Origin of the sequence: Pseudomonas sp. NPDC089395, assembly GCF_044749525.1 — a bacterium.
Lineage (GTDB): Bacteria > Pseudomonadota > Gammaproteobacteria > Pseudomonadales > Pseudomonadaceae > Aquipseudomonas.
In genome coordinates this window covers 207872-220354 of sequence record NZ_JBIVID010000006.1, presented here as the reverse complement: position 1 = coordinate 220354, position 12483 = coordinate 207872, and the positions used below count along the sequence as shown (strand labels likewise).

Genomic DNA, 12483 nt, shown 5'->3' with positions numbered 1-12483 from the left:
GGCATTCGACGCTGCGTCTGTTCCAGGAGGATTGGATGAAGTACTTGGTTGTCGGCGGTGCAGGTTATATCGGTTCACACATGGTCAAGCACCTGGTGAACGAGGGGCATGAAGTGGTGGTGGCAGATATCGAGCCACCTGCGCCCGATGTCGAATGGGTCGAGCTGGATATCGCCGACGCAGGTGCACTGGACCGGTTGTTCGCCGACTACCACTTCAACGCGGTGTTTCATTTCGCGTCCTTCATCCAGGTGGGCGAGTCGGTCAGCGAGCCCGGCAAGTACTACCAGAACAACGTCGCGGCCACTCTGACCCTGGTTGAGGCCATGGTCCGCGCCGATATCAAGCACCTCGTGTTCTCTTCCAGCGCTGCCGTGTATGGCGACCCGCAGTACATACCCATCGATGAACAACACCCCAAGGCGCCGATCAATCCGTATGGGCGCAGCAAATGGATGGTGGAGCAGATACTGGAAGACTTCGACCGGGCGTATGGCTTGAAGTCGGTGTGCTTGCGCTACTTCAATGCGGCCGGGGCCGATCCCGAGGGATCGCTCGGGGAACGCCATGAGCCGGAAACCCATCTGATTCCGTTGATCCTGCAGGCGGCCTCTGGGCGGCGTGAGGCAATCACCGTGTTCGGCCATGACTACGACACGCCGGACGGCAGCTGCATCCGCGATTATGTGCACGTCGCCGACCTGGCGTCGGCGCATGCGCTGGCCGTAGCGTATCTGCTGGACGGTGGCGCCAGTGCGGCTTTCAACCTGGGCAATGGGTTGGGGTTTTCGGTGCAGGAAGTGGTCGATACCGCGCGGGTTGTCACGGGGCGGCCGATCACGGTGATCGAAGCGTCACGCCGGGAGGGTGACCCGGCGCGGTTGGTGGCGGATGCCGAGCGGGCGAAACGTGTGCTGGGATGGCAACCACGGTTTGCAACGCTGGAAGAAATTGTCGGCCATGCGTGGCGCTGGGAGTGCAAGTTTCCTTGGCGGTGAAGCGCATGAATGCGACGGGCGCGGTTGCCTTGGTTTTTGTAGCGTGTACGAGATCGAGCGCCGCCCGCGCGGCGCATCGCGGATAAATCCGCTCCTACATTTGTTGCAACGTGCCACGGTCTGTCAGGCCATGGTTGTCTGTTTTTTGGCGCCCGCCGAGATATCGTGTCGTACCCACAAGGCAGGCAACCATGGCCTATCAGGCATAGGTACGTTGCAACAAATGTAGGAGCGGATTTATCCGCGATGCGCCGCGCGGGCGGCGCTCGATCTCAAGAGCACAGACGAGGCTGGATCAGTAATAAGTCCGCAGCGGCTCATCCGCCTTGTTCAACACCGCCCCAACCAGGTTCGCGTTCGCCAGGTGATACAGGCAATCTTCGATATCCTTCTTGCTGTTCATGCCGTTGGCCACCACCAGCAACACGCAATCGAACTTCGGCAGCACGGTGATCGCATCATCGGAGCTCAGCAGCGGCGGCAGGTCGAAAATGCAGATACGCGAATCGTACCGGTCGCGCAGTTCGGTGATCAGGCTGTCCACCTTGGGCGAGGACAGCATCTCGGTCGACATCGGGATCGGCTCGCGGGTCGGCAGCACCACGAAGCGTGGCAGCGTCGGGTTGACCAGCACTTCTTCGAGCCAGGCCTTGCCGCTGAGCACCTCGTTGAGCGCCTTGTCCATCGGCAGGCCCAGGCTGCTGCCCACCCGCGGCCGGCGCAGGTCGAAGTCCACCAGCAAGGCGGTCTTGGTGGTGTGGTGGGCAATGCTCATGGCCAGGTTCACCGCCAGTACGGTCTTGCCGGCCTCAGGCGTCGGCGAGGTGATCGCCAGGGTGCGCCAACCGTTCTCGTCCATGGCTTTGAGCACTTGCGTGCGCAACAGGTCGATGGCCCCGCTCATGTTCGAATTCTTGTTGTACGACACGATCCGATTGCGCTCCAGGTGCTCCGCACGCAGCGGTACCACTTTGGTCTGCACGTAGTCGAACTGGCCCAGGGGTTCGGGCTTGTCCGCCAGCAACGGCGCTTTCGGTGTTTCTATGGGTGTGGGGGAAATCTGGTGAAGGTTCTTTCCAATAGCCGGCGTAATTCTGTCCATTGCTGAGTTCCCTATTCAAACCGCGCCATAGCTTTAAACAGCAGGACGTCCAACGGCATGTAGAACACATGGACGACCACCAGAAGCATAGCCACCAGAACCAAGCTGGCGACGATCATCAGCATCAGCCATTTTCGCCGCTTGGCCTTGTCGGCCTGGGTAGCGATGTACGGCACAGCCACCAGCACCCGCTTGCCCAGCACGCTTTCCAGTGCACCGACGCCGCGCACCCGCTGGTTGAGCATCTCCAGCAACATCACCAGCCCACCGCCCACCGCCGGTGCCAGCACCAGGCCCAGGGCAACGATTTTCTTGCGGTTGGGTTTGATCGGTTTTTCCGGCATCAGCGGCGGCTCGAGCAGTACGAAACGCTCGGCCTTGTTTTCCTGCTCCAGGCTTTCGGTGATCTTCGCGCCCATTTCCTTGTTGCGAATTTCTTCATATTTCTTGCGTGCGTTGTCGTGGTCGCGCATCAGGGTAATCAGACCGCGCTCCACTTGCGGCGCCTCGAGTATGTCTGCCTCGTAGCCTTCCATCTTGGTGGTCAGCTGGCGTTTCTGTTCAGCCAACGAGGCGATGCGCGATTGCGCCGCTGCCATCTTGGTCCGCACCCGGGCCGCATCGAGGTTCATCGACGCTGCGGCAGCGATGCCCTTTTCACCCGAGGCCTTGAGCAGGTCGATCTTGCGCTTGACCGCCTGCACGTCCGGGTGCGCTTCCTTGTACTTGGTCAACAGCCGGGCGTACTCGGCCTTGAGGCTGGGCAGGTCCTGCGCCTGGTCGACCGCTGTCGACCTGCCATTGGCAGCCGGGGTGCTCGCCCCGGCATTGGCGGCGGACAGTTCCAGCTCCAGGTAACGCAGTTCTTCCTGGGCCGATTTGTAATCGCGGTCGACTTCACGAAACTCCAGCTCCGAACGCGACAGCATGCTCATGCGCAGTTGCTGGTTTTCCGGCAGGGCATTGGCGTGGGCTTGCTTGAAGTCAGCCAGCTGGTTTTCCAGGTCGGCCAGCTCGGCGCCCAGCTTGTTCGCTTCCTGGGACAGGAACTCGGTGGTTTCGGTGGCCCGTTCGGTTCGTTGCTTGATGTTCTCGTTGAGGAACAGCGTCACCAACTCGTCGGCCACTTCCTTGGCGACTTCCGGGTGCTTGTCCTCGTACGACACGGTGAAGGCCACGGTGGCCTCGCCTCGCCCCTTGATGAAGGTGCTGAGCGTGGCCACCACGATCGCATTGCGCATCTGTTCGATCTTGTCGGTTTCGCTGAACCGACTCCCCTTGTCGGCGAACAGGTTGTACTTGTCGATGATCCGCAGCAGGTTCTCGCGGGTCATGACGCGTTGGCGAATGACCTCGATTCGCTCATCGGCAAAGCTGTTGTTGCCCGCCGACACCAGGTCTGGCGAGATCTGCTGCGACTCCACCAGGACGGTGCCGGTCGACTGGTAGATGGGCGGCACACTGAGCGCGACGCCCACGGTCGCCGCCAGCACGACTACGATGCTCACCCCCAGCAACAAGGCACGGTCCTTGATGATGGCGATGTAATCTTTGAGGGAAAGCTCGTACTCGGATTTCATAAGTGGCCGCCCTTGCAAAAGTCAGATGTCGGGATATCGGTAGGTCAGCGTCATTCCAACGATCGTTGCTTCAGCATCTGGCAAGCCATCTTGCTGACGCTCCTTGTACATCAACGAAAACCGCATGTCCCAGGCCCGCGAGAGTTCCCGGCTGGCCCAGACACTGTAAGTCTGCAAGGTATTGGGCGTTTCCCCCTTGGCGTCCTGCCAGGAGGCATCGACGCCCAACCGGCTGGTTTCGGTGACCAGGTAGCTCCAGCCACCGCGCACCATGTCCAGCTCGGCGAAACCGCCCTCGGCGCTGGCGACGGTGCTGCGCTCGGCGCTCAGGCTGGCCTCGGCACGCGAGCCACGGTAGAACAGCGACATCCCACCCTCACCGCGGCGCCCGCCGCCGGAGCCGGTGGTTTTATTGACGCCGGCGTGCATCGCGCCTTCGAAACGCTCGGAAAACTGGTGCTTGAGGCCAATACTCGGCACATAACTATTGCTGGCGAGGGCCGTGGTGGTGTCCTGCGGCTCATAACGCCGGGCTTCGAAACCGCTGATGATGTCGGTGCGCTCGCTCCACGCGTAGGTCCAGCTCGAGTAGTTCGAGTACTCGTCGTAGCCGGTCAGGGTATCGATGTCGTAGCGGGCGTGGTTGTACCGGGTTTCGTTGGCCAGGGTGCTGCGCTCGGTGACCGTGCTGCTCCAGTTGGCTGTCAGCGAGGACATCTTCTGGGTGCCGTCGGTGGTCACCACGCCGGTATCGAGCACCGTACCGGACAGCGTCGAACTCTCGTTGTACTGCGCCAGCAGACCGAAACCGCCGGTTTCGGTCTGGCGTTGCCAGCCCAGGCTCAGGTTGGGGTCTTCGCGGTCGTCGACGATCGAACGGTCGGATGAGCGCAGCAGATGCATCCCCATGCCCAGGCGCAGCTGGTCGCGGTCGAACTGACCGATCAGGTTGTAGTCAGGTGCAATGATGGTACGCGTCACACCTTTCTCCTCGGACGTCAGGAGCAATGGGTTACTGTCGTACTCGACAGTCGTGGGAACCACAACTGAGGACTGCCAAATGGCGGCATTAACCACCCCCGCGAACGGCATCATCATGATTGCCGCCGCCATACGCTTCGGTCGAAAAATAGGCACTAGGAATTCTTAATTATTAGAAGATTCAAGGTACGACCAGCGTATCGCCAGCCTGGAGTTGGAAGTTGGTGGACATGTCTCGCCCGGAAACCAGATCCTTGTAGCGCACTGGCAGTACCTTTTGCGAAGGGCCGCTGCCGCGGATCACCTTGATGGCACTTTCGTCGGCGAATTTGTCCATTCCACCCGACATGCTCAAGGCCTGCAGCACCGCGGTAGGGCCTGCCATCGGCACCGGGCCGGGTTTGATCACTTTGCCTTGAACGTATACCAGGTTGCCGGCAGTGCCGGTGACGACAACGCTGACGTTCGGGTCGGCGAGATAGGGTTTCAAGCCGTCGGTGACCTTCTTGGCCACCGCGGTCACATCGAGGCCTGCCACATCGATGCGGCCTGCCAGGGGGAAGGTGATACTGCCATCGGGGAGGACAACGGTTTCCTGGCGCAGGGTGTCTTCCTGCCAGACCGAGACCAACACTTTGTCGCCGGGGCTGAGCAGGTACGCCGCACCTTGGTCATTGGCGACACTCGCGCCAGACCAGGCGCACAGAACGCAGAGCATGGAAATCAGCAAACGCGCCATGAGGGATCCCTCCGGCCAAACGGCCCAGGTTAAGAGCACTGAATGAGAACAACCGCAAACCTCTCGCTCCACTGCGCAACGTGAAACCCGCTGCGCTGGCCTGCCAATCCTGGAGGCCCTTTACCGCGATGCCGCTTTGCCTGCCTCTGCCACCACTCGCCTCAGGCGCTGGCTAGTGGAATATAGCAATGGCTGGAAAATTGACAAGCGCACACCAGCCCTACCCTTCTGAAAACATTCTTGAAGCATCAAGCTGCTGGCGTCGCGGTAAAATCAAACAAACTTATTTAAATGAACAGGGTAAAACTTTAAATCTTCTTTCTATTGGCTACCGCCACGAAGCCAATGACTGCAAAGGCAAAAAGCCAACCCGCCGTCGTCAAGGGAACAATGTTCGACTGGTTCATGTAGGAATCAGCTGCTCGTGCCGCACCACTCAATAACACCAACAAAAAGATCGATTTGATGAACAAAGTCGAGCGCATGTTCCCCTCCTGAAAGAGGACAATTATCGTTGATTGGTTTGAAGATTTGACTGCTGTTGAATGGAGCTTATGGGCACAATGACACTACGTCAATGATCCGACACCATAATAAAATTCAATGGACCAGCCTGTGCCTCGTCAATTTACCGCCATGCAGAAAATGCAGCGCAGATCGAGCGCTAACGAACGATAGCAAGTCGTTGATATCCAGAAATATTGCTTGTTTCATGGTTCCGTTTCCGAGGCTTGTCAAACGCGACTTGAGCAGCCCTTGACCATCACTAAAGTGTTTCATCAGCGAGAACAGGTGCGAATCGTTGCGTTTACCACCCTGCTTATGACGGAAAAAGGTCGAGGGTCCGTTCGACTTCGTCGATGTCCACGGTAAAACCCTCCCCCTGGGGCTGACCGACGACAAAGCCAAAGTGCTGGCCATCACGATCCGTCAGGTATTTGTAATAGCTGACGAAGCGGTTCGGTGGCTGCAGCACCAGGAGATTACCGCCGGTTTGCAGCACATTGACGCCATGGACCAATTGGCTGCCCTCCACCCCGATCACCGTCCTCGCCCCCGCGCAGGCTGCCACGATGGTCGGCACATCGGATTTCATCGGGTTGATCACGCGAAATCCGCGATGCTTGCGCAGGTGTTCGGCGAGTTCCAACTCATTGCGCAGCAAGCGCAGGTCACCGTCGCTGCCCCGCAGGAGGAACACCCCTGGGTGCGGCGCTGCATCCACGTGCGACAACAGTTTGTCGCCCATGGCACGGTAGCGTTGATGCCTGCTGCGGTTGTTGCTCACATCATCGAACAGCACCAGTTCATGGAAGAAGGCACTGCGCAAACGCAACGGTTGCATGCCAAGCCACTGCTCGTAAGCCGGCCCCTGGGCGAACAGGGGATAGCGTGCCGAAGGCGCGGTGGTCACAGGTACGCCCTCGTTGCAGGCCAAGGCATAGGTGGGACAATCTTCCATCAGCCAAGTGCCGAACCAGGTGTTGCCATTTTGCGTGCAGTAGGCGGCGCCTCGGTCTATTTCATGTTCCACGACGATGCGCGGGAAGGTGCTGGGCTTGAGCGACAGCCAATGGCTGGCATTGCCTTTGTACAGGGCGCCATCGATCAGCCAGACGTCCTTGAGCAAGTAGCCGCGGGTCGGCCCCTGCTCCGCGCGAATGCCGCCTTCCATGGTGCGTACCGGGTGCACATAGGGATAGAAACGCTTGGCCTCCCAACCGGTGACCCGCTCCAGCTGGTTGGGCAGGTAGAGGGCCGGCGGCGAACACGTCATTTCACCGGGTGCGACATCCCAGGTTCTTTCAGCGAGGCTTTTCAGATCGATATCCGCTTGGCGTGCCAGGCGCTTTCGCGCCATGTGCCGGTAGGCCGCCATGGTCCAGGCATGGCCACTGGCAACCGGATAATCACTGAGTTTCGAGATGTCGCTTTGCATGACGCGGCCTCCACGGGTGACGGGTCAAGGATCTGGCGCAAAGGGTCTGTTACCGGCCCGGCAGGGTGCTCAGCTGGAAGGCACCCGCTCCATCTGGGGCGGTGAGTGGAAGGTGGCATAGCGTGCGCGCAAGGTTTCCAGGAACGACTCTCCTGCACTTTTGGCGCCATAGAGATAGATCTTGTGGAGCCCGCCAAAGACCATTTCGTGATAACGGCTGGCCACTTCTTCATCCGTGGTGCCTTCGGGCAAGCCCAGGTGCAATGTCAGCTTGTTGCCCTCCATGGCGAACAAGGGCGTGTCCCACAGAAATTGCGCGGTGCCGTTTCGGGGCAAGCGCACGAACAGGTAGGCGTGATTGCCCAGGGAATCGACATCGCCCCCACGGCGGCGCTTCCATTTGAGCAAGCCATCATCGGGCCGTGCCAGGCAAAGGCCTATGTCGTAGTAGTCATAACCGTGTTCCAGGGCCCATTCCAGGGCCATGAACGTGGTGATGGAGTTGACCTCGCGCAAGCGCTTGGCATCGGAAAACACCGCTTCGCAGTAACCGAAACGCAAGGTGCTCCAGTAGCGCTTGCCGCCGCGGGTGATCTCGCAGCCCAGGTGGCAGGCCACCACTTCGTCGTTCAGGGTGATCAGGTCGAGCCGGCCCACGCCCTTGGCCAACCTGAAGACTTCCTCGGTGGCGAATTGCGCGGCATGGATGCCTTGGCGTGCCGTGGCATAGGGCCGCAACAGGTCGCGGTCGGCCATGGCGATTTCAGCATCGTCAAAGGTCTGGCGCATCTGGTACAGCGGCCGGTTCTTGCGAATGCTGCGGCGCAGCTCGCTGTCGTAGCGCCCGGTGATGTCGTCCAGCGAGCGCCCCAGCGGTACCACCGCGCTCAGGTAATGAGGCACCGACAGCGCACCGGCGGTGGGCACTTCGCTCACCACCACCACATGGTTTTGCGCCGCGGGTGCCTCGGGGTCCGTCACCTCCCCGGCCTCTCGCGGCGCCTTGCCGCCGATCAGCAGCTTGGCCATTTCGCGCTGCTGCTTCCTGCCGATGTAGAGAATTTCATAAGGGCTGGTCTGCTGCAGCCGGAAACGGGCGATTTCCCACCGCCAGAAACAGGCACGACCGGCCATGTCCCGTAACATGCTTGAAACGGTTCTGATCTCGTAACGAAGGGAGGGCGAGATGAGTTTGCGGGCCACTGCCACCAAATGCGCTTTCATTCTTTTTTGACGTCCTTTGTATGTTTCGACTGGTGGTATCGCAAAAGACTATGATGGTTTTTAAAAACAGCCACATAACTTACTGATTAATCAGTAACATTTAACCGTTGCCGCCCTAATATTCAGTAACAATTTAAGATGCAAGCGCGCGGGTTGGCAAGCGGCATTTTGCTAGTACCCAGCCTTGTTTTATGACGTCAAACATACTGACACCTACGCGTTGTCCATTCATTTATTCAATTGATAACTATCTACTGCGCCTGAGGCATCACTTCAGGGCTTCCTGCAGGTCCATTTCAGCAGGAGCCGTGCCATGTCCCCGCTCAATCCGCATCATCACTTGATTGCCGAGCAACTACCTTCCTGGTCTGCCCATGCCAACGTCGAACAATGGCGCACACTGCGCGAAAGTCTGCTGCCCGAACAAGGCCTGGACGACGCGCAAGCGCCCTGGTTCGCCAATGCCCTCCCCGACCTGCGCGAGGCCGTGCTCGCCAGCCAGCTACGGCTGCATCGCGCTCAGCAGGCCTTGGCCGTTACGCTCAAAGACCTGCGCAACATTGCAGAGTTCGCCGAAAGCCTGCTCATGCACACCTTGCAGACTCAACACGGGCTATCCGTACCCGCGCGTACCACCGAACTGGTGCTGGTCCGGCACCTCTTCACGTTCGGTACTTATGTCACCGAACACACGACGGTGAGCCTGCTCGAAGCAGCCCTGCACAATTTCGAATACGGCGCCGAGTTTGGTCGCGACAGCGCGTTGGCGCTGGCGGGGAATGCACAATTCACCCCCATCACCGTGGTCGGCCAGACCACCCTGGGTGACAGTGACACAGTGGTCGATATCGACTTGCCTTCAGAATCGGTCACTATCGAACCAGTTGACCTGCCCCCCGAAGTGTTCGCCAGCACCTGCCGACAGCTGGATATTGGCCAGCGCTATCAGGAACACCTGCTGGCATGCTTCGACACCCATTCGGACACCGTGAGCACCGCGTTTATCGACGTTCAGCGCGAGCAGCTGCAACTGGCGGCTGACCTGGCCTTCATGCGTCACGACATCGACGGCCTGGCACGGGATGTCATCGCCGCGTTGGCAGCTGAAGGCCCTGTGCGTTGCTGGCAGCCCACCCTGTTCGATATTCCGTTGCATGAAGTGCTGGTCGTCGACGACGGGCGCGATGGACTGCTGTTTTACTGCCCGGGCGGCGAGCGAAGCCTGTTGCACTTCAGCGGCGTTACGTCCCTTCGCCAGCATCTGGCCACAGGGTTGTTGCAACCCACCACTCGAAACGCATTCCTGCGCTATGTGGAGAGGGCACAGCACTATCGTTTACTCGATCTGCTGCAGCAGAACACGGATGGCGACACCCTCGACCTGCACCTGAGCCTGACGACGCTCGACTCACCGCTGTTCCCCTGGCGCTACGCCGAGCATGTCCGACGCCTGAAGGCTGAAGCCGCACTGCTGGCAGTCCCCACCGCTCAGGTCGACGAGCAGGCCCGCCAGCGTCGTGTTGCCCAGTGGCAAAGCCTGGGCATGGACACCCTGATGCTCGCCGGCTTCTTCATCCCTGGCCTGGGTACCTGCATGACAGCGGTCATGGTGTGCCAACTGCTGGGCGAGGTCTTCGAAGGCTACGAGGCATGGAGCATCGGCGATCGCCATCTGGCCTTGCGGCATCTGGAGTCCGTAGGCCTCAACCTCGCGCTGGTTGGCGGCTTGCACGCGGCCGGCCAGGTACTGCCCACATTGTTCAGCAGCCCATTGATGGAAAAACTGAACCCGGTGGAGCTGGCGGATGGCAGCAGGCGCCTCTGGGATGCGGACCTCTCGCGTTATGCAAGCGCCGTCCAGCTCCACGAGGCGCTTGCAGCCGACAGCACGGGCCAGTTTCTGCAGGGCGGCTCACGGTTCATCCGCCTGGGGGATGAGCTGTGTCAGGTGCGTCTTGACGAAAAGACGCTGCGCTGGCGCATCGTCCACCCTGACAACCCGAAGGCCTACCAGCCGCTGCTCGAACACAATGGCCAGGGTGCCTGGCGCGAAGAACACGAAGTGCCACAGGCCTGGTCTGACAGCCAGGCCGTGCGACGCCTGGGGTTGGATACAGGCGCACTGGATGACACTGCGCTAGGACATGCGTTGATCATCAGCGGCGTGGATCGCGCAAAGTTGCAGGCCGTCCACCTGGCGGGGGCCACCACGCCCCCCTTGCTGACCGAAACCTTGCAGCGCCTGGCGTTGGCCAAGCGCCTGCCGGAACTCTCGGCTGCACAACGGGAGAGCCTGCAATCGCCGTTGGCAGCGCTGGCTGAAACCGGGCATGAGCGTGCACTGGCCAGAGCCCTGGAGGGCCTGTATGAGCCCGGCCTGGGAAGTGTCGACAGCGATCGCTTGCTGCTTGCCTGTATCCAACGGCTGGGCGAATGGCCCAGTGAGTTTCACCTGGAAATTCGCGCCGCCAGCCCTGGCGGCGAGTTGCTCGTCAGCTTCGGCTCTCCCCAGGCCAGCCAGCGTGCCGTGCTGATCAAATCGAATCAGGGGTATGAGGTGTATCGGGGCGAACGCCCGGCAGCCGGCCCCTTGTTCACTGACCGCTTCCAGGCACTGTATGCCGCTGTGCCGCCTGCGCTCAGGCAGCAATGGGGCGAAGTCGGCGCGCTGCGCGAACGCGTGCAGCAAGTGGCTGGCGCGGAACGTTCGAGCTGGCCCTCTCGCCTGTGGGGATCGGCGGCCAACCGCACGGCGCCGCGCCTAAGGTTGCTCGGTGGCGCTCCGCTGGATCCGTTACCGCCACCTTCACCGTTTTTCAATGACTCGGTGCCAGCACGCCTGCGCCGGCTATACCCGGCCATCACACCGGAACAAGTCGATCAGCTGCGCAGTGACTGGCAACGCGCCATGCGCTCGCCGGAGCTTGAACTGCGGATACGCGAAACCGCTTTGCAGCAATTGCGCACTTACCTGGAGCAGTGGGCTGCCGGCGCGGCGCGTCGACAACGTGCCAGTACCGCCCTACTCAACAGCTGGCGGTACAACTCGATGCTGCGCCTGCCCGATGGCGAGCTGATCCCTAACCTGGACCTGGCTGGCCTCGGACTGGAAAACCTCGATCTGGCCACACTGCCCATGCCCAACGGCCTGGAGCATGTGGTCGAGCTGGACCTTGGCGGCAACTCACCCTTGAGCGAGTTGCCGGCGCATTGGTTCGAGCGCCTGCCCAACCTGCGTAGGCTGATCCTGGGTCGTTGCGGGTTCGAGCGGCTGCCACAGGTTCCCGATGCCTACCAATTGACCTGGCTGGACATGGAGGGCAACCGTCTCACATGGGATGCCCAGGCCCAGGCGACGCTGGAACAGATGAGCTCACTGCAGGTGCTTGACTTGTCACTGAACCGGCTGATCAATGCACCCGACATGACACGGATGACCACGATCAGATCGTTGTTCATGGTTCAGTGCAGCCTTTCGGACCTGCCAAGGGGGTTGGAGCATTTCACCGCCCCCAGGGTCATCGATCTGTCGGACAACCATTTCGTGCGATTGCCCGCAGGGTTCGTGTTGCCCACTGCAACCGCCAATGCCCTGAGCTTGGAGAGCGATACGCTGGGCTTGCCAATCCGCGAACAGATCGAAGACTACTATCAGCGCCACGGCACCGATCTGCTGGTTTCGGATTTCGAGTACGAGCCATTGCTACTGGACGCGAGCGCGAACCAGCGGCAGCTGTGGTCGCGCGTACCGCTGCACTACCGCCGTGAATTGCGCCTGCTGATCGATGACGTTGCCGAGGAGAACGATGTCGCTGCCAGCCATCAGGCGATCTGGTCAGCGCTCCAGCGCATGGATGAAGACGCCGAGTTCCGGGATCGCGCGCTGGCCACGTCGGCCTCGCTGTTGCTGGATCTCTGAA

The 12483-nt window shown here is 60.5% G+C and carries 9 protein-coding genes; 2 read left to right on the top strand and 7 right to left on the bottom strand.

The features are described 5' to 3' along the window. Nucleotides 1-35 precede the first annotated feature (35 nt). Nucleotides 36-998, top strand: coding sequence for a UDP-glucose 4-epimerase GalE (galE, locus tag ACIPZG_RS15600; protein WP_400715183.1), 963 nt, complete (start codon nt 36-38; stop codon nt 996-998). 295 nt (nt 999-1293) lie between these two features. Here galE and ACIPZG_RS15595 read toward each other — a convergent pair whose 3' ends face one another. The 7 genes from ACIPZG_RS15595 to ACIPZG_RS15565 all read right to left on the bottom strand — a co-directional run bounded on the left by ACIPZG_RS15595 (nt 1294) and on the right by ACIPZG_RS15565 (nt 8563). Next, nucleotides 1294-2100, bottom strand: a complete 807-nt coding sequence (locus ACIPZG_RS15595) for a CpsD/CapB family tyrosine-protein kinase (RefSeq protein ID WP_400640953.1) — start codon at nt 2098-2100, stop codon at nt 1294-1296. A gap of 11 nt (nt 2101-2111) precedes the next feature. Beyond that, nucleotides 2112-3680 (bottom strand): GumC family protein, encoded by a 1569-nt coding sequence (locus ACIPZG_RS15590; RefSeq protein WP_400715181.1) that lies wholly within the window; start codon nt 3678-3680, stop codon nt 2112-2114. Between the two features lie 21 nt (nt 3681-3701). Beyond that, nucleotides 3702-4772, bottom strand: a complete 1071-nt coding sequence (locus tag ACIPZG_RS15585; RefSeq protein ID WP_400715363.1) for a hypothetical protein — start codon at nt 4770-4772, stop codon at nt 3702-3704. 70 nt (nt 4773-4842) lie between these two features. Further along, nucleotides 4843-5400 carry a polysaccharide biosynthesis/export family protein gene (locus tag ACIPZG_RS15580; RefSeq protein WP_400715179.1) on the bottom strand — a complete coding sequence of 186 codons (558 nt, stop codon included), beginning with the start codon at nt 5398-5400 and terminating at the stop codon, nt 4843-4845. A gap of 308 nt (nt 5401-5708) precedes the next feature. After that, nucleotides 5709-5885: an EPS-associated small membrane protein EppA gene (eppA, locus tag ACIPZG_RS15575; RefSeq protein ID WP_400715177.1), complete on the bottom strand. Its 177-nt coding sequence runs from the start codon at nt 5883-5885 to the stop codon at nt 5709-5711. A gap of 335 nt (nt 5886-6220) precedes the next feature. Next, nucleotides 6221-7339: a glycosyltransferase 61 family protein gene (locus ACIPZG_RS15570; protein WP_400715175.1), complete on the bottom strand. Its 1119-nt coding sequence runs from the start codon at nt 7337-7339 to the stop codon at nt 6221-6223. Between the two features lie 69 nt (nt 7340-7408). Beyond that, on the bottom strand, nt 7409-8563 hold the full coding sequence (locus ACIPZG_RS15565; protein ID WP_400715173.1) for a hypothetical protein: 1155 nt from the start codon (nt 8561-8563) through the stop codon (nt 7409-7411). Nucleotides 8564-8876: 313 nt separating this feature from the next. On the opposite strand from ACIPZG_RS15565, the gene ACIPZG_RS15560 reads away from it, so the two are divergent. Then, on the top strand, nt 8877-12482 hold the full coding sequence (locus tag ACIPZG_RS15560; protein ID WP_400715171.1) for a dermonecrotic toxin domain-containing protein: 3606 nt from the start codon (nt 8877-8879) through the stop codon (nt 12480-12482). Nucleotide 12483: the final 1 nt, after the last annotated feature.

Bases quoted from the DNA above. Each gene is read 5' to 3' on its own strand.
- galE (WP_400715183.1), top strand. From the start codon at position 36: ATGAAGTACTTGGTTGTCGGCGGTGCAGGTTATATCGGTTCACACATG.
- ACIPZG_RS15595 (WP_400640953.1), bottom strand. From the start codon at position 2,100: ATGGACAGAATTACGCCGGCTATTGGAAAGAACCTTCACCAGATTTCC.
- ACIPZG_RS15590 (WP_400715181.1), bottom strand. From the start codon at position 3,680: ATGAAATCCGAGTACGAGCTTTCCCTCAAAGATTACATCGCCATCATC.
- ACIPZG_RS15585 (WP_400715363.1), bottom strand. From the start codon at position 4,772: ATGCCGTTCGCGGGGGTGGTTAATGCCGCCATTTGGCAGTCCTCAGTT.
- ACIPZG_RS15580 (WP_400715179.1), bottom strand. From the start codon at position 5,400: ATGGCGCGTTTGCTGATTTCCATGCTCTGCGTTCTGTGCGCCTGGTCT.
- eppA (WP_400715177.1), bottom strand. From the start codon at position 5,885: ATGCGCTCGACTTTGTTCATCAAATCGATCTTTTTGTTGGTGTTATTG.
- ACIPZG_RS15570 (WP_400715175.1), bottom strand. From the start codon at position 7,339: ATGCAAAGCGACATCTCGAAACTCAGTGATTATCCGGTTGCCAGTGGC.
- ACIPZG_RS15565 (WP_400715173.1), bottom strand. From the start codon at position 8,563: ATGAAAGCGCATTTGGTGGCAGTGGCCCGCAAACTCATCTCGCCCTCC.
- ACIPZG_RS15560 (WP_400715171.1), top strand. From the start codon at position 8,877: ATGTCCCCGCTCAATCCGCATCATCACTTGATTGCCGAGCAACTACCT.